At 72.1% G+C, this 16,257-nt stretch carries 15 protein-coding genes; 9 read left to right on the top strand and 6 right to left on the bottom strand.

Features of this window, described 5'->3' with window-relative positions; all coding sequences use genetic code 11:
- The first annotated feature begins 380 nt into the window (after positions 1-380).
- From ACLJPL_RS32850 to ACLJPL_RS32835, 4 genes are all read left to right on the top strand, one after another.
- Complete coding sequence (locus ACLJPL_RS32850; protein WP_411084599.1) at positions 381-1,448, top strand: S1C family serine protease; 1,068 nt, start codon at positions 381-383, stop codon at positions 1,446-1,448.
- Between the two features lie 143 nt (positions 1,449-1,591).
- Entirely contained in the window at positions 1,592-2,329 is a 738-nt protein-coding gene (locus ACLJPL_RS32845; RefSeq protein WP_411084598.1) for a response regulator transcription factor, read from the top strand.
- A 77-nt stretch (positions 2,330-2,406) separates the two neighbouring features.
- On the top strand, positions 2,407-3,864 hold the full coding sequence (locus ACLJPL_RS32840; RefSeq protein ID WP_411084597.1) for an ATP-binding protein: 1,458 nt from the start codon (positions 2,407-2,409) through the stop codon (positions 3,862-3,864).
- Positions 3,865-4,057: 193 nt separating this feature from the next.
- Positions 4,058-4,609: an SUKH-4 family immunity protein gene (locus tag ACLJPL_RS32835; RefSeq protein ID WP_411084606.1), complete on the top strand. Its 552-nt coding sequence runs from the start codon at positions 4,058-4,060 to the stop codon at positions 4,607-4,609.
- Positions 4,610-4,616: 7 nt separating this feature from the next.
- On the opposite strand, the gene ACLJPL_RS32830 is transcribed toward ACLJPL_RS32835, so the two are convergent.
- From ACLJPL_RS32830 to ACLJPL_RS32820, 3 genes are all read right to left on the bottom strand, one after another.
- On the bottom strand, positions 4,617-5,372 hold the full coding sequence (locus tag ACLJPL_RS32830) for a hypothetical protein (RefSeq protein WP_411084596.1): 756 nt from the start codon (positions 5,370-5,372) through the stop codon (positions 4,617-4,619).
- Between the two features lie 162 nt (positions 5,373-5,534).
- A complete protein-coding gene (locus ACLJPL_RS32825) occupies positions 5,535-6,440 on the bottom strand; it encodes a phosphatidylinositol-specific phospholipase C (protein ID WP_411084595.1) in 906 nt (301 codons plus the stop codon).
- Between the two features lie 68 nt (positions 6,441-6,508).
- Complete coding sequence (locus ACLJPL_RS32820; protein ID WP_411084605.1) at positions 6,509-8,074, bottom strand: MFS transporter; 1,566 nt, start codon at positions 8,072-8,074, stop codon at positions 6,509-6,511.
- A gap of 196 nt (positions 8,075-8,270) precedes the next feature.
- On the opposite strand from ACLJPL_RS32820, the gene ACLJPL_RS32815 reads away from it, so the two are divergent.
- The gene (locus ACLJPL_RS32815) at positions 8,271-9,161 is read left to right on the top strand and encodes a helix-turn-helix transcriptional regulator (protein ID WP_411084594.1); all 891 of its coding nucleotides are present in this window, start codon (positions 8,271-8,273) and stop codon (positions 9,159-9,161) included.
- Positions 9,162-9,249: 88 nt separating this feature from the next.
- Here ACLJPL_RS32815 and ACLJPL_RS32810 read toward each other — a convergent pair whose 3' ends face one another.
- Positions 9,250-9,711 carry a pyridoxamine 5'-phosphate oxidase family protein gene (locus ACLJPL_RS32810; RefSeq protein ID WP_411084593.1) on the bottom strand — a complete coding sequence of 154 codons (462 nt, stop codon included), beginning with the start codon at positions 9,709-9,711 and terminating at the stop codon, positions 9,250-9,252.
- Between the two features lie 77 nt (positions 9,712-9,788).
- Complete coding sequence (locus tag ACLJPL_RS32805) at positions 9,789-10,415, bottom strand: TetR/AcrR family transcriptional regulator (protein ID WP_411084592.1); 627 nt, start codon at positions 10,413-10,415, stop codon at positions 9,789-9,791.
- Positions 10,416-10,469: 54 nt separating this feature from the next.
- Between ACLJPL_RS32805 and ACLJPL_RS32800 the strand changes: the two genes are divergently transcribed.
- Entirely contained in the window at positions 10,470-11,486 is a 1,017-nt protein-coding gene (locus ACLJPL_RS32800) for a GNAT family N-acetyltransferase (RefSeq protein WP_411084604.1), read from the top strand.
- A gap of 41 nt (positions 11,487-11,527) precedes the next feature.
- Here the strand turns inward: ACLJPL_RS32800 and ACLJPL_RS32795 are convergent, their stop codons facing one another.
- Positions 11,528-12,673 (bottom strand): alkene reductase, encoded by a 1,146-nt coding sequence (locus ACLJPL_RS32795; RefSeq protein WP_411084591.1) that lies wholly within the window; start codon positions 12,671-12,673, stop codon positions 11,528-11,530.
- Positions 12,674-12,866: 193 nt separating this feature from the next.
- Between ACLJPL_RS32795 and ACLJPL_RS32790 the strand changes: the two genes are divergently transcribed.
- From ACLJPL_RS32790 to ACLJPL_RS32780, 3 genes are all read left to right on the top strand, one after another.
- Positions 12,867-13,244: a MerR family transcriptional regulator gene (locus ACLJPL_RS32790; RefSeq protein WP_411084590.1), complete on the top strand. Its 378-nt coding sequence runs from the start codon at positions 12,867-12,869 to the stop codon at positions 13,242-13,244.
- 436 nt (positions 13,245-13,680) lie between these two features.
- A complete protein-coding gene (locus ACLJPL_RS32785; RefSeq protein WP_411084603.1) occupies positions 13,681-14,376 on the top strand; it encodes a fascin domain-containing protein in 696 nt (231 codons plus the stop codon).
- Positions 14,377-14,619: 243 nt separating this feature from the next.
- Positions 14,620-16,224, top strand: a complete 1,605-nt coding sequence (locus ACLJPL_RS32780; protein WP_411084589.1) for an alpha/beta hydrolase — start codon at positions 14,620-14,622, stop codon at positions 16,222-16,224.
- The last annotated feature ends 33 nt before the right edge of the window (positions 16,225-16,257 follow it).

Below are 16,257 nucleotides of genomic sequence, written 5' to 3'. Positions count from 1 at the left end.
TTCGACGAAACCCTCACCCTCACCAAAACCCTCTGGCTCACCCTCATCATCGGCGGCGTCATCTGGCTCAAGCTCAGCGACCGACCCAAGACCACCCCCAAGACCACCCACACCCCGCAGAACACCCCGCAGAACACCAGCCGACCCCACACCACCCAGACCGTGTGACACCGACACCGGATCTCAACCACCCGCACAGGACAGCAGGGCCCCTGAAGCTCGCGACGTCGAACACGTCCGAGCCGCAGGGGCCCGCTGTGCGTACAAGGGCCCATGGGCGAACCGGTCGGGCGGCCGGCGGCCCTTACAGCGGGCATACGCGGTTCTTCCGGGCTTCTCAGGACGTACTCAGCTCCCTCTCATCTTCGCCGCCCAGCCTGGTGCACATGACGGAGAACCTTCGCCCGAGCGGCGCGTACACGACGGACCAGGACACCGGACAGAACACCGGCCAGGGCGCCGCCCCGTACTTCCCGCCCCCGCCCCCGTACGCCCCCGACCCCTCCGCGTACGCCACCGAGCCCCCCGGCCCCGGTCGCCGCGAGCGCCGGGCGAAGCGGCCGGTCGCGCTGCTGGCGGCGGTCGCCCTCGCGGCGGCCGTGGTCGGCGGCGGCACGGCGACCCTGGTCGGGCAGCTCGGCGACGGCGGGGCGCGCGCCACCGGCTCCACGGGGGTGGTCCAGGGCACCCCCGTCGCGCAGAGCAGCAAGGGCAGCGTCGCCGGGGTCGCGGAGGCGGTCTCCCCGGCGATCGTCGAGATCGGCGCGGCCTCGTCGGCGGGCAGGTCCACCGGGTCCGGAGTGGTGATCACCAAGGACGGGGAGATCGTCACCAACAACCACGTGATCTCGGGCGCGCAGCAGATCGAGGTCACGCTCTCCACCGGCAAGACCTACACCGCCGACGTCGTGGGCACCGACCCCGCCAAGGACCTGGCGCTGATCAAGCTGCGCGGCGCGAGCGGGCTGAAGACGGCCACGCTCGGCGACTCCTCGCAGGTCAAGGTGGGCGACCAGGTGGTGGCGATCGGCTCGCCCGAGGGCCTGACGGGCACGGTCACCAGCGGCATCGTCTCCGCGCTGGACCGGGACGTCACGGTGGCCGAGGACGACTCCGGCAGCGGCTCCCGCCAAGGAGAGGGCGGCCAGGGCGGCGGGCAGCAGTGGCCGTTCGAGTTCGGGGGGCAGCAGTTCAACGGCGACACGGGCGAGAAGACGACCACGTACAAGGCGCTCCAGACCGACGCCTCCCTCAACCCCGGCAACTCCGGCGGCGCGCTGATCAACATGGACGGCGAGATCATCGGCATCAACTCCGCTATGTACGCGCCCAGTTCGTCGGCGGCGGGCAGCGGTTCGACGGCCGGCAGCGTGGGCCTCGGCTTCGCGATCCCGGTGAACACGCTCAAGGCCGACCTGGACGCCCTGCGCGCGGGCGACGGCTCCTGACCGCGCGGCCGATCCCGTACAGCGCCTGCGGGTGACGCCCCCCGACCCCGCGCCGGATCCCGTACAGCGTCCCGACCGTGCAAGGCTGGGACACTCCCGCAGACCGGGCGGGCCGGGTCGACACGAGAAGAGGACAAGCAGCGATGAGCCCCGCCGAGGACGGTCCCCAGCGCATCCTGATCGTCGACGACGAGCCGGCCGTGCGCGAGGCCCTGCAGCGCAGCCTGGCCTTCGAGGGGTACGGCACGCAGGTGGCGGTCGACGGGTACGACGCGCTGGCGATGGCCGAGGCGTACGCCCCCGACCTCATCGTCCTGGACATCCAGATGCCCCGGATGGACGGCCTCACCGCCGCCCGCCGCATCCGGGCCACCGGCTCCACCACGCCCGTCCTGATGCTCACCGCCCGCGACACCGTCGGGGACCGGGTCACCGGGCTCGACGCGGGGGCGGACGACTACCTGGTCAAGCCGTTCGAGCTGGACGAGCTGTTCGCCCGCATCCGGGCCCTGCTGCGCCGCAGCTCGTACGCGGCGACGGCGGCAGGCGCGGACGCACCGGACGACGACGTGCTGTCCTTCGCCGACCTGCGGATGGACCTGGCCACCCGCGAGGTCACCCGGGGCGAGCGGCGGGTGGAGCTGACCCGTACGGAGTTCACGCTCCTTGAGATGTTCCTGGCCCACCCGCGCCAGGTGCTGACCCGGGAGCAGATCCTCAAGGCGGTCTGGGGCTTCGACTTCGAGCCCAGCTCCAACTCCCTGGACGTGTACGTGATGTACCTGCGCCGCAAGACGGAGGCGGGCGGCGAACCGCGCCTCGTCCACACCGTGCGCGGCGTCGGCTACGCGCTCCGCTCGGGCGGGAGCGGCGAGGCGTGAGCGAACCGAACCCCGTAGCGCACGCGGAGGGCGTGGGCGAACCGAACCCCGCAGCGCACGCGGAGGAGCGGCGGGGCGTGAGCAGTCCGGCGCCACCCCGCAAGGATGTGCGCGGGCTCGTGCGCCGCTTCCGTACGCTGCCCCTGCGCTCCCGGCTCGCGCTCCTCGTCGCCACGGCGGTCGCGGTGGCGGTCGCGGCGGTGGCGACGGCCTGCTGGTTCGTGACCCGGGCCCAGCTGGAGGACCGGCTCGACGACTCGCTGCGCAACGCGAAGATGGACAACGAGCCGATGCGCGACCTGCTGACCTCGTGCCTGAGCGGCGGGAAGCTGCCGGCCCAGGAGTTCCCCGGCCAGTACACCGTGCAGATCGTCGCGGCGGACGGCAGCTACTGCACCGCGCCGAACACCACGCCCGTCCCCGCCCGGCCGGACGACGTCGCCGTGGCGGCCGACCGGCAGGCCGACGCCCTGCACACGACGGAGAACGACGACGGCCAGGAGATGCGGGTCTACACCCGGAAGCTGCCGCCGGTGGTCGTCTCCGGCTCCGCCAACACCCAGCTCGCGGTCTCGGTGGCCCGCCCGCTGGACGAGATCGACGCACCGCTCTCCACCCTCGCCTGGGTCCTGGCGCTCGTCGGCGGCGTCGGCGTCATCGGCGCGGGCGCGGCCGGGCTCTGGGTGGCGAGGGCGGGGCTGCGCCCGGTGGACGAGCTGACCGAGGCGGTCGAGCACGTGGCGCGCACCGAGGACCTGACCGTACGGATCCCGGTGGACGGCGAGGACGAGATCGCGCGCCTGTCCCGCTCCTTCAACTCCATGGCGGCCCAGCTCGCCTCGTCCCGCGACCGGCAGGCCCAGCTGATCGCGGACGCGGGCCATGAGTTGCGCACCCCCCTGACCTCGCTGCGGACGAACGTGGAGCTGCTGGCGCGGAGCGACGAGACGGGCCGGGTGATCCCGCCGGACGACCGCAAGGCGCTGATGGCCTCGGTGAAGGCCCAGATGACGGAGCTGGCCGCGTTGATCGGCGACCTCCAGGAGCTGGCCCGCCCCGACGCCGCCGAGCCGGGCCCGCTCCAGGTGGTGAGCCTGCACGACATCACCCGCACCGCCCTGCGACGCGCCCGCCTGCGCGGACCCGAGCTGACGATCTCCGCCGACCTGGCCCCCTGGTACGTACGGGGCGAGGCGGCGGCCCTGGAGCGGGCGATCGTCAACGTCCTGGACAACGCGGTGAAGTTCAGCCCGCCCCGCGCCACGATCGACGTGCGCCTGCACCGGGGCGAGCTGACGGTACGGGACCGGGGCCCCGGCATCCCCGCCGAGGAACTCCCGTACGTCTTCGAACGCTTCTGGCGCTCCCCCTCGGCCCGCCAGCTCCCCGGCTCGGGCCTGGGCCTGTCGATCGTGGCCCGTACGGTGCAGCAGGCGGGCGGTGAGATCGCCCTGCGCCCGGCCCCGGACGGGGGCCCCGGCACGGTCGCCGCGGTCAGGCTGCCGGGCGCGCCGACTCCGCCACCGGACATGTGATCATGTGGCCGCGAGGCCAGGACGCCGTCTTCCGGGGGAGCAGGACATGTCAGATCCGCATGCGGACCGGGCGGGCCAACTCGGCGTACCGCTGCCCGACGACTACAAGGCCCTGCCGGACCTCTACGGCCCGCCCCTGGTCAACGAGCACCTCTACCTCGCCCACCCCGCGACCACATGGCAGAACCTGGGCGTGAACTTCGCCGTCACCGCCGACGACGTGCGCTCCGTCTTCGGCCTGACGGGCGTCGTCCTCTTCCCCCGCCACGACGCGCCGCACCACCGGCTCGACGACCGGACAGCGCTTCTGCTGAGCACGGTCGGCCTTCCCGACACCGAGTGGTTCATGTCGAGGGCGAGCCTGCGCGCGGACGACTTCGTCGACCTCACCGGCTGGTACGGCAGCCGGGGTGCGGTGCCGGAGTCCTGCCGGCACTGGCTCGTACTGGGCCTCTTCGCCGACACCACGCTCGCGCTCGATCCGGACGAAGGGACCGTGCACGCCCTCGGGGAGGGCGCGGGGGGACCGGTCCACCAGCCGATCCACCGCGACGTGGAATCCCTGGTGTACGCGCTGACCAGGTTCGAGGCACTACGCCGGCGGCTCGCGGACGGCGACGGGGAGGTCGAGGAACGCGTGGACGCTCTGCGTGATGAGATCGTCGCGTTCGATCCGCTGCCCTTCGCGGAGGAGGACTCTCCGTGGAACCTCGCCTTCGAGGAAGTCGTCGACGGCGTGTGGTAGACCGGCGTCAGCCGCGCAGCGCGACGACGAGCTCGTGGCCGGTGAGCCAGAGCCCAGCGCAGGCGAGGCTGAGGCCCACGACCGCCATGAACGCCATCCCGAACCTTTCGTGGAAAGGCATCCGGGCGGTGGCACGGCCGGGGTCGAGCGGGTCGTAGCTGAGCTCCGCCTCCTGCCCGGCGTACGTAAGCATGTGGTGGTGCGGCTCACCGTGGTGGTCCACGTACCGGTACACGGCCTTCCTGTCGGTGTAGCGGTCGAGCTCGGCCACCACCGTGATGCCGTGCCTCTGGAGCCGCCACCCGTCGTACAGGCCCCGCCCCAGGATGAGCCCCATGAGCACGCCCACGACCACGTACAGCTGGAACACGGGCAGGACGAGTATCCACGACGACCCGCCGAGCACCACGATCGTCACATCGATCGCGACGAAGGCGGTGGACACCGAGGCGATGAGGAGGGCGCGCACGGACGGCCTCCGGGACCTCCGCACGGACACGACGGTGATCAGGTCGTCACCGTCGACGGCCGGCGCGCCGGGCGCCCTCTCCGGCAGCCGCGCCCGCACGGCCGCGCAGAACGCGGTCACGGCGGCGGCACTGGCGTCGTGGAGCACGTAGACGGGGGCGGGGCTGTCGGAGCGGGTCGCCGAGGTCAGTTCGAGCTCAAGGTCACGGCCCCGGCCGCGCACTTCCCGAATGGCCTCCAGCGGGATCAGCACGGTCTGCCTGTCCTGTTCCCACAGCACATGGCCCGCAGGCACGGCGTCGGCGTCGGACCCGGCGCTCTCATCACCTTCCCTGAGGTGGGCTGTAGCCGTGCTGCCACGCAGTACGAGGGGAGACGAACGGGGTGGTGTGGTCACACCTCTACGACCACCGCGAGCGGCGGATGGTTGCGGCTTCGATCTCATGGAAACCTTTGCTCAGGCCGCCGGATTGTGCCGGATCAGCGACTCCACCAGCCCGGACCGGTTGTTCGGGTAGTCCAGGGGGACGATGCCGAGTCCCGTCCACCCGGCGGTCTCCGGGCGTTCGAGGAAGTTGTGCACCTGCGGGTTGAGCCGGTCGGCGTTCCAGCGGGGCGGCATCAGGGCGGCGGTGGAGACGTAGTTCATGAAGAACTTGCCCGGCTGCCGCTCCGCCCTGCGGAACTGGGCCTCGATCTTCGGGTACTTGGCGAACGGCTCCGCCATGTAGTCGTCCTGGATGTCGAAGACGGCCGGATCGCCGTAACGCACCCCGGGAAGACCGCCGTTGTCGGCCAGCAGCACCACCTTGCCGCGCGCCCCGCCGAGCGTAGGCAGTGCGGAGTCCAGCCGGAACAGGGACCGCCACCCCCGGGCGTCCAGGTAGTCGTCGAAGACCGCCCGGAACGCGGCGTCGCTCTGGGAGGAGTACTCCTGCTTGACCCGCATGAGCACGGTCTCGGTGGGCCGCGCGGTCAGGAAGTCCCGGCAGGCGATGAGGACATCGCCGAACATCATGTTCTGGAACGCCGCCCCGTGGTGGATCGCGAACGAGCCCCCGGTGATCCGGCACCGCACGTCGAGGAAGCGGATGCCGCTCGTCAACTGCTGGGCGATGGTGGTGTTCTGGCACTCCGACCAGGGCCCGCCGAAGCGCGCCCCCGAGTCGTGCGTGCCCGGGATCGTGAGCCGCTGGAGAGCGGTGGCGTCGGGCAGCGCGCCCATCCAGTCCTGGGTCCCGCGCACCGCCCGGGCCCGCTCCCGCGTGGCCGCGACGGCGGGCGCGCCCCCGACGATCGCGGTCGCGGACACGGCGAGGGCGCCGGCCAGGAAGCCTCTGCGGGTGGCGAGGGGAGCGGGCATACGGGGTGCCTCCAATGGCCGTCGACCGTGGGGGATGGGCCTGCCGCTTGGATTGTGACGGGCACACGTCAAGCAGGGAAGGGGGCGGAGGAGGGCGGCGTCGCGCTCGGGTCGCCCGGTGCCTCGCTCGGGTCGTCCGGCGTCTCGCGCTGGTCGCCCGGCATCGCGCTCCGGTCGCCCGGCATCTCGCTCGGGTCATCCAGCGTTTCGCTCCGGTCGTCCAGCGCCTTCGGAACCCGGCGCAGGGTGAAGAGCCCCAGGGCCACGTGGAGGAGGGCGGCGGTGACGGCGACGGCCTGGAGGCCGGTGACGAAGGCGTCCTTCGCGTGGTCGATCACCGCCGGCGCGAGACCGGGCAGGCCGAGCGTCTCGTCGAAGGTGCCGGCGAGGTCGGGACCCTGGAGGCGGAAGACGAGGACGGACAGCGAGCCGAGCAGGGCGATGCCGAGAGCGTTGCCGATCTCGTTGCTGGTCTCCGCGATCGCGGCGGCGGATCCGGCCCGCTCGGGGGGAACGGCCGCGACGGCGGTCTCGGCGACGAGGCTGAACGAGATGCCGTAGCCGACGCCTGCGAGGACCGTCGACGCGATGTACCAGCCCACCCCGCCGGAGGGCGCGACGGGCAGCAGCAGGAGCAGGCCGGCGGCGACGAAGAGGTGGCATGTGACGAGCGCCGACCGCTTGCCGATGCGCGCGACCAGCAGGGGCGTCACGATGCACGTGACGGTGAGGAGCAGGGCCCCGGGGAGGGAGAGGAGCGCGGCCCTCAGCACGGAGATCCCCAGAACGGACTGGAGGTAGACGCCCGACAGGTAGGCGGTGGCCGACCACGCGGCGAGCGGCAGCAGTCCGGTGATGATCGCGATGGCGAAGACCCGGTCCCGGAACAGGCGGAAGTCGATCACCGGGTGTTCCAGCGTGAGCTGCCGCCGGACGAACCACGCGAGGACGACCACGCCGGCCGGCCCCGCCAGCACGCTCGCCGTCGACATCCCCTCGGCCGCCACATGCTTGACGGCGTAGATCGTCGCCAGGAGGCCGACCACGGACTGCACGACGCTCAGGACGTCGATACGGCCGGCCCGCGAGGTCGCCACCTCGCGGAGCAGGAACGGGGCCAGCACCAGGAACGCCACCAGAACCGGAAGGTTGACCAGGAAGACCGAACCCCACCAGAAGTGGCTCAGCAACTGCCCGCCGACCGCCGGCCCGATCGCGAACCCGGCGGCGAAGGCGGCGGCGAAGATCCCGATGGCCTGGGCCCGCTGCCGGGGGTCGGCGAACAGTTCGCTGAGCACCGCGAGCGCCGAGGGCAGCAGCGTCGCCCCGGCCAGGCCCATGAGCGCCCGGAAGGCGATGAGCATGTCCGGGCCGGTCGCGAACGCCGCGCCCAGCGAGGCGAGGCCGAACAGCGTCACGCCGATCATCAGCAGTTTCAGCCGGCCGTAGCGGTCACCGATGGTGCCGAAGGTGACGAGCAGGGAGCCGACGACGAATCCGTACACGTCCAGCGTCCACAGCGCCTGGCCGGCGGACGGCGAGAGGGCTTCGATGACCTTCGGCATGGCGAGGAACAGCACCGAGCCGTCCATCGCGACCAGCAGGACCGGGCCGAGGATCACCGCGAGACCCATCCAGGCCCGCGGTCCGGCCCGGTGGGCGGCCTCGTGGGCGGCCTTGTACGCGGCCTTGTGGGCGGCAGCAGTTTCCTTCATGCGACCGAGCATGGGATCGGCCGGGGCGGGCCAACCAGCCCCCCGCCATGGGTACACCCCGCAGGGATACCCAGGGACGCCCAGGGCCCCGTCACGCCCTCCTACACTCGAACCCATGGCCATGGAACCGGAGAGCCTCGGCGCCTTCCTCAAGACCCGCCGCGCCCGCGTCACCCCGGCCGACGTCGGACTCCGCACGTACGGCACGGCTCGCCGCGTCCCCGGGCTGCGGCGCGAGGAGCTGGCCCAGCTCGCCGGGGTGAGCGCCGGCTACTACACGCGGCTGGAGCAGGACCAGGCCGGCACCGCCTCCCCGCAGGTCCTGGGCGCGCTCGCCCGCATTCTCCTGCTGGACGCCGCGGAGACCGCCCACCTGCACAACCTCGCGCTGCGGCGGGCGGAGCCGCGCATGGCGCGCCCCCAGGCGGAGCGACCGCACCCCCGGGTCCTCTCGCTGCTGACGTCCCTGGGCCGGAGCGCCCCGGCCGTCGTCCTCGGCCGCCGGGGCGACGTACTGGCCTGGAACCGCACCGGACACGCGCTCACCGCCGAGCACATCGACTTCGACGCGCCGCAGGATCCAGCCCAACGGCCTTCCGTCCCCCGGATGTTCTTCCTCGACTCCCACACCCGTGACCTGCACGAGAACTGGGACGAACTCGCCCGCATCCACGTCGCCTACCTGCGGTTCACCGCGGGCCGGTATCCCACCGACCGCCGCCTGGCCGAGCTGATCGGCGAACTCGTCATGCGCAGCGACGACTTCGCCAGGCTGTGGGCCACCGGCGACGTCGCCGACTGCACGGTGGGCACCATGCGCCTACGGCACCCGACCGTGGGCAGGGTCGAGGTCGACTATCAGGTGTGGCTCCAACCCGACAGCCCCGAACACCGGTTGGAGGTCTACACCGCCAACGACGACTCCTCCGCCGACGCGCTCCGCCTGCTGTCCAGCCAGGTCGCCGGCCAGCCCCTGCCCGAGGCCACCCTCTCCACCGGACTGTGACACCCCCTGCGGCCGACCCGCCCGAACCGCATCCGCATCCGCATCACTGCGACCACTGCCACCACTGCCACCACTGCCACCACCACCGCTACTCCAGCCACGCCCCGTCGCGCATCACGACCCTCCCCCGCAGTTCCGGCACCCCGCACCAGGCGCGCACCGTCCGGGGCGTCACGCGCAGATACACGTACGGGGCCTCCTCGCGGCGCGGGTCCCAGCCGAACTTGGCCACGAACGCGTCTGCGGCCTCCTCCGGCACCTCCGGCGCGGGGCAGTACGTCGCCTCCCCCTGCACCAGCACCACGTCGCGGGCATCCGGCAGCGCCAGCCGTACGCGCGGTTCCGCGCGCACGTTGCGCACGGTCGCGGAGTTCGCGCCGGTGCACATCCACACCGCCCGCCCGTCCCACAGAAACCACAGCGCCACCTGGTGCGGGCCGTGTTCGGGGTGGGACGTCGACACCCAGACATCGCGCTCGGAGCCGAGCCGCTCCAGGGTGTCCCGCCTGCGCTCCGCCGTGTCGCGGCGACCGTTCTCCGTAGCGTGCATGAGCGTCGACCCTAGCCAGCGGGTTCAGGGTGCGCATGGGGCGCAGGTCCTACGCCCGGCCCCCGGACCCGTCCTGCTCACGTCCTACGCCCGCCCCGGCCCCGGATGCGCTCCGCCGCGATCGAGTCGAGGAAGCCGTCGAGCATGGCGGTCTGCGCCTCGTCCGGGAATCGGCCGGGATCGAAGAGGGCCTGGACGACGAGCCCGTGGGTGAACGCGACCGCAGCGGCCGCGAGTTGGTCCGTATCGGCGTCCGTGGCGAGCTGGCCCAGCTCGCGGGCGGCGTCGAAGTGCGGGCGGATCGTCGAGCGCAGACGGGTGTAGCGGGCGGCCTGTTCGGCGGTCAGCGCGTCGTCGGCGAGGGAGAGGTCCCAGGAGCTGACCCAGATGCGGTTGCGGGCGGTGTCGCCCGGGGTCAGCGGCAGGATGTCCAGGAGCATGGCGCGCACGGTGGCGAGGCCCTCGGCGGTCCGCGCGCGACGGGGCCGCTCAGCCGTGCGCTTCTCCAGCAGGTCCAGGGCGTGCGTGGTCAGAGCCCGCTTGGTCGGGAAGTAGTGCATGAGCATCCCGGTCGAAGCCCCCATCTCGGCGGCGACGGCACGCAGGGTCAGCCCGCCGAACCCCTTGTCCGCGAGTACGCGCCACACCGCCTCGGACACGTCCTTGCGGCGGGCTTCACGGTCTCCGGGTGCGGGTGGCGGCATGCTGCTAGCTTACGTACCGAACACTTGTTACGCACCCATGAGAGCGAGGCTTCCATGTTCACCGTGCCGCTCGACGACCACGCCCGGCTCCAGTCCCTGGAGCCATGGCAGGCAAAGGAGTTCCTCGCCCACATCGATCGCGCCAGGGACCTGGTGGGTCAGTGGATACCGTGGGCGACGCACAGCTCCGACCTGGCGTCGGCCACGGCCACCCTCCAGCGCTACGCCGACCGTCAGGCCCAGGACGGCGGCCGGATCTACGGGATCCGGCTGGACGGGACGCTGGTGGGCGGCGTCATGTTCACCCGCTTCGACAGCACGAGCGGGGTGGCCGAGATCGGCTGCTGGGTGGAGCCGGCCGGGGAGGGGCGCGGGCTCGTGACCCGCGCCTGCCGGGTGTTGATCGACTGGGCCTTCCAGGAGCGCGGGATGCACCGCGTCGAGTGGTGGGTGGCGGCGGGCAACACCCGCAGCATCGAGGTCGCGCGCCGACTGGGCATGACGCGTGAGGGCGTACTGCGGCAGCGCTACCCGTATCGCGGGGTGCGGCGCGACAGCGAAGCCTGGGCGGTGCTTTCCGGGGAATGGCCGCCTTCGGGGGACGCGCCGGGGGCGGGCGTGCAGACCGAACTCAACCGGCTGATGCGCGTTTTCGTCGACGCCTTCGACAACACCGGGGGCCGCAAGCCGGATGTGGGCGTCATCCGCGACATCTTCATTCCGCAGGGCCGGATCATCGCCAACGTCGGTGACGAGCCGGTGATCTACGATCTCGACGCGTTCATCGAGCCCCGGCAGCGGATGCTCACCGATGGCACGCTGACGGAGTTCTCCGAATGGGAGGCCACCGAGCGGACGGAGGTCTTCGGTTCCGTCGCGCACCGGTTCAGCCAATACCGCAAGTCCGGCTTCCACCACGGCCAGTGGTTCGAGGGCTCCGGCTGGAAGACCACTCAGTTCCTCCGGACCCCCTCAGGGTGGAAGATGTCCTCGCTGGCCTGGGACGACGTGCCCGCCACCGACACCGACACCGCGTCCCCCACCGCTGCTTCCGCCGTCACCACGGCATGACTGCGCGGCGCGGCGGATCACGTCGACGCCAACGGCCGCTGTCAGCCCGCGTGTTGGTACGAGCCGTACGTCACGTACCCCGCGTCGCCCCCCTGGTAGTACGCCGCCTCGTCCTCCGGCGCCACCGGCAGTCCGCCGCGCAACCGCTCGACCAGGTCCGGGTTGGCGATGAAGGCCCGCCCGAAGCTGATGAGGTCCGCGCCCAGCCCGAGCCAGCGGTCCGCGTCCGAGCGGCCGGTCCGCTTCGGCCCCAGCGGCAGCACCGGGTTCATGATCAGCGTGCCGGGCCAGGCGCGCCGCAGGGCGAGCAGCACCTCATCGTCGGCGGTGGCCTCCAGGTGCACGTACGCCGGTTCCAGGCGTGCCAACTCCCCCAGCAGTACGGTGTAGAGCTCGGGGACCTCGCGCTCCTCGACGCCCCAGAACGTCCCGCCGGGCGAGAGCCGGATCCCGGTCCGCGCCGCGCCCACGGCGTCGACGGTCGCCGCCACCGCGTCGACCGCGAACCGCACCCGGTTGGCGGCGGAACCTCCGTAGCGGTCAGTGCGCAGGTTGGCGTTGGAGGAGAGGAACTGGGAGATCAAGTAGCCGTTCGCGCCGTGCAGTTCGACCCCGTCGAACCCGGCGTCGACGGCCCGGCGGGCGGCCGACGCGTACGACTGCGCGTGCTCGGGCACCTCGGCGGTCTCCAGGGCGCGCGGGGTCGGCGCGGGCTGGGGTCCGGTCGGGGTGAAGACCTCGCCGGCCGCCGGAACGGCTGACGGCCCGACCGGCACGAGACCGGTCGTGTCCGGGTGCGAGACCCGCCCGCCGTGCATGATCTGCGCGAAGATCCGCCCCCCGTTGGCGTGCACGGCGGCCGTCACCGGACGCCACGAGGCGGCCTGCTCATCGGTGTGCAGCCCCGGCGTCCCCGGGTTGGACTGCCCGATCAGGCTCGGCTGCACCCCTTCGCTCACGATGAGCCCGGCCGTGGCCCGCTGGGCGTAGTACGTCGCCATCGACGGCGTCGCGAGCCCGCCGGCGGCGGCCCGGGCGCGGGTCATGGGGGCCATCACGACCCGGTTGGGCAGGGTCAGACCACCACCGAGCCGGTAACGGTCGAAAAGGGTGCTGGAGAAAGGGCTGGAAAGGGGGCTGGAAGGGGGGCCGTCGAGCGTGCTGGTGGAAGGGTCGATAGAGGTCATGCCGTCCGTCCTCCGCGTTGCGTCTCACCCGTGATCCGGGCTCGACAGCTACGCTAAAACCTGACATCAATGTCAGGGGCAAGGGCCGCAGGCCAGGACGGCGCGGCACCGACAGCGACACCGGCACTGCACCAGCACCAGCGAGCGGCCAACGGCCACCAGCCACCGGCCAACGGCGAAGGGGACGAACCACATGCGCATCGGAGAACTCGCGACGGCCACCGGCGTCAGCGCCCGGTCCCTGCGCTACTACGAGGAGCAGGCCCTGCTCACCAGCGTCCGCAGCCCCAGCGGCCAGCGGCACTACTCCGACTCCGACGTCGACCGGGTCGTCTTCATCCAACGGATGTACGCGGCGGGCCTGTCCAGCCGGACCATCACCGAGCTGCTGCCCTGCGTGGAGGCCCCCAGCGAGGCGAACTCCGACGCCGCCATGGAGCGGATGGAGCAGGAGCGCGAACGCCTCTCCGCCCACATCGCGGACCTCTCCCGCACCCGGGACGCCCTGGACGCGCTGATGGCCACCAACCGGGCCCACCGCAAGACCCTGCGGCGGGCCCGGGCAGCCTGACCGACAAGTGGCCGTGAAGCGGCTGCACCATAAACGAAAAGCGACACCAGGATTAACAGAGAACTGCGGAATGAATAACGCATCGCGACTCCCGCGAAAACTCCCGGATCGCCACGAATACGTTTGCCGAAAAACTCAACTCCCCCTTACGCTGAGGTCGCTTCGCCCCATGGCGCAGCAGCCGTCGAAGCACCCTGGGGAGGGTGCTGACCACGGCTTTCCCCGGGGGGGGATGAGATAGGGAATGGCGTAACCGCGCGCAGGCAATGGCCCTGTGCGCCAGGTCCGGCCGCCGCCTCGCACAGGGCGAATATCGCGCCGGGGAAATCCCTGGCCGGAAATCTCTGAGCAGGACGACCGAGAATTCCTTGCCTTCCCGTCGCCTCGCTCCCTCCGGAATGCGTGAGACGATAAGCGAGGAGTACCCGTGCGACGCATGACCTCGGCCGTACTGACCCTGAGCGCTCTGCTGGCGGCATCCACGCTGATGGCCCCCGTGGCCGCAGCGGCCCCGCAGACCGACCCGAAGGCCGACCGACCGGCTGCCGTGCCCAGCGGCTGGAAGATCGTGAAGGGTCCCGAACTGGACAAGTTCGCCGCCCGGTTCGGCAGCCGGGCGGACGACCGGCGAGCCCCGTCCGCCGGCGGCGACGCCTCCGCCCGGGACATCGAGCCCGCCCCCTGGGCCACCGCCTTCCAGTCGGTCCGCAACTACAAGTACGTCGCCCCTGAGTTCGGCTACGACGCCCCCAACACCGCTGTACTGCGGGCCCGTTCGTCCGGGATCAAGGGCTGGGAGAGGTTCGCCATCGACGTGGACCGGAACACGGAGTCGGTCGCCTTCAGGTCTCTGGCGAACAACCACTACGTATCGGTCGAGAAGAACTTCACCGGCGCTTCGCAGAACGTGCTGCGCGCCCGTTCCACCGTCGTGAACAGCTGGGAGAGGTTCGACCTGTACTACGACCACGAGGGCGAGGAGCACCACTACGCCATCCGGTCCAGGCTGAACGGGAACTTCGTCAGTCTGGAGACCACCTCCACCGGGCCCCTCCAGTACACCTTGCGTGCGAGCAAGGCACAGCTCTCCGGTCCCTCGGAGTCCTTCCTCCTCGTCCCCATGGAGTTCTGACCCCGCTCGACGCTCCGGCGCCCGCACGGGCAGGGCGGGCGCCGGGGCAGGGCCGTACAGGCGGGGCGGAGCCCTCGCACGACGGCAGCACGCGACCTGGCCATCGGTTGCGGACCGAGGGGGCCGCTGCGGCGGGTGACGGGGGGATTCCCCCCGGTTCCGTCGACCGGGTGGCCCGATGTTCCCAGGTCACACGAGTCCCTAGCGTCGTGCGGGTACCTCCCACCCGATCCGAGGAGCACGATGCGCGTCATCCGTCTGGTCACCGCGGGACTCGGCCTGACCTGTTTACTCGCGGGCGGCATGCCCGCGTCCGCCGCGTCCGCCCCGCCCCGTGGGTCCGCCTCGTCCGACTCGTCCGACTCCTCCGCCTCCTCCGCCTCGTCCGCCGAGCCGGCGCGCCACCCCGTCGTCTGGGGGCCTTGTTCGGCGCGGCAGACGGAACTGCGCGCCGCGGGCGCACGCTGCGCGAAGGTGACCGTCCCCCTCGACCACGCCGACCCCGGCGGCCCGACGATCGAGATCGCCGTCTCACGGATCGCGGCGACGGGGGCGCGCGAGAAGCGCCGGGGCATCCTGCTGTCCAATCCGGGCGGCCCCGGCGGCCCGGGCCTGGCCAACACGCTCTATCTGCGGCCCGCGTTGAAGGACGCGGCCGACCGCTACGACCTGATCGGCTTCGACCCGCGCTTCCTCGGCGAGTCCACCCCCGTCGTCTGCGCACCCGCCGCCCCGGCGCCCCCTCCCGGTCCCACCACGACCCGCCGTGCGGAGTTCGACCGCACGGTGCGCGACGCCCGGGACACCGCGCGCCGCTGCCAGGAGCACGGCGACAACGCCCGGCTCCTGCGCCACGCCACGTCCCGGAACGCAGCCCGTGACATGGACGCGATCCGCGCCGCGCTGGGCGAGCGCAGACTCTCGTACTACGGCGTCTCGTACGGCGCCGATCTGGGCGCCGTCTACACCCAGATGTTCCCCCACCGCTCCGACCGGATCATCCTCGACTCGTCGACCGATCCCGCCGCCACCCAGTACCAGCTCTTCCAGCGGGCGGGGCTGCCCCTTGAGGAGGCACTGGACGCCTGGGCCGGATGGACCGCCCGGCACGACAGGACGTACCGGCTCGGCAACACGCCCGCCCGCGTCCGCGCACGGGTCGAGGGCTTGCTCGACGGGGCGGAACGGCGGCCGGTCGTGGTCTCCGGCGTCCGCCTCACGGCACCGCTGCTGCGGCTGGTGCTGAGGCAGTTCATCCAGCACGAGGAGCATGATCCGGCGCTCGCCTCCACGGTGCACGACCTGGTCGAAGCCGCCGCGGGCCGGCCGGTCGAGCCCGGCCCGGCGCTCGCCTCCGTGCTGGACATGCTCGCCTCCCCCGACCTGGCGGACAGCATGCTGGGCGGGGCGGTCTACATGTGCGGGGACCGCGGCTGGCCCGCCGGGGGCTGGCCGAAGGACCCGGAGACGTACTGGCGGAACATGGAAAGCAGCCGCGTGGGCCAGCCCGTGTTCGGCCCGCTCGTGAACGGCATGATCGCGCCGTGCGCGTTCTGGACGAGCACCTCCCGCGAGCCCGCCACGGTGATCGGCAACCCCGTCCCCGCGCTGATGCTCCAGGCCCGGCGCGACAACAACGTCCCGTACGAGGGGGCCCTCGCCCTGCACCGCCGCCTGACCGGTTCACGGCTGCTGACGGCGGACATCCGGGCCCACGGGGTGTTCGGGCGCGGGCTGGACGGCCTCACGCCCGTCCCCTGCGCCGACCGGGCCGTCGTCGACTACCTGCGTACCGGCGCCCTTCCCGCCGCCAACGTGACCTGCGGCCGGACCGAGGCGGTCCGGTAGTCAGCCGACGCGGAAGTCCTGCGACCGCGGCTC

Origin of the sequence: Streptomyces sp. cmx-18-6, assembly GCF_046548915.1 — a bacterium.
In the GTDB taxonomy this organism is placed as follows: Bacteria; Actinomycetota; Actinomycetes; order Streptomycetales; family Streptomycetaceae; genus Streptomyces.
The sequence above is the reverse complement of the archived record's forward strand: the minus strand, read 5'-3'. Positions and strand labels throughout refer to the sequence as shown.

Bases quoted from the DNA above. Each gene is read 5' to 3' on its own strand.
- ACLJPL_RS32825 (WP_411084595.1), bottom strand. From the start codon at position 6,440: ATGCCCGCTCCCCTCGCCACCCGCAGAGGCTTCCTGGCCGGCGCCCTC.
- ACLJPL_RS32845 (WP_411084598.1), top strand. From the start codon at position 1,592: ATGAGCCCCGCCGAGGACGGTCCCCAGCGCATCCTGATCGTCGACGAC.
- ACLJPL_RS32780 (WP_411084589.1), top strand. From the start codon at position 14,620: ATGCGCGTCATCCGTCTGGTCACCGCGGGACTCGGCCTGACCTGTTTA.
- ACLJPL_RS32790 (WP_411084590.1), top strand. From the start codon at position 12,867: ATGCGCATCGGAGAACTCGCGACGGCCACCGGCGTCAGCGCCCGGTCC.
- ACLJPL_RS32805 (WP_411084592.1), bottom strand. From the start codon at position 10,415: ATGCCGCCACCCGCACCCGGAGACCGTGAAGCCCGCCGCAAGGACGTG.
- ACLJPL_RS32810 (WP_411084593.1), bottom strand. From the start codon at position 9,711: ATGCACGCTACGGAGAACGGTCGCCGCGACACGGCGGAGCGCAGGCGG.
- ACLJPL_RS32820 (WP_411084605.1), bottom strand. From the start codon at position 8,074: ATGGGTCTCGCGGTGATCCTCGGCCCGGTCCTGCTGGTCGCGATGGAC.
- ACLJPL_RS32815 (WP_411084594.1), top strand. From the start codon at position 8,271: ATGGCCATGGAACCGGAGAGCCTCGGCGCCTTCCTCAAGACCCGCCGC.
- ACLJPL_RS32785 (WP_411084603.1), top strand. From the start codon at position 13,681: ATGACCTCGGCCGTACTGACCCTGAGCGCTCTGCTGGCGGCATCCACG.
- ACLJPL_RS32795 (WP_411084591.1), bottom strand. From the start codon at position 12,673: ATGACCTCTATCGACCCTTCCACCAGCACGCTCGACGGCCCCCCTTCC.
- ACLJPL_RS32800 (WP_411084604.1), top strand. From the start codon at position 10,470: ATGTTCACCGTGCCGCTCGACGACCACGCCCGGCTCCAGTCCCTGGAG.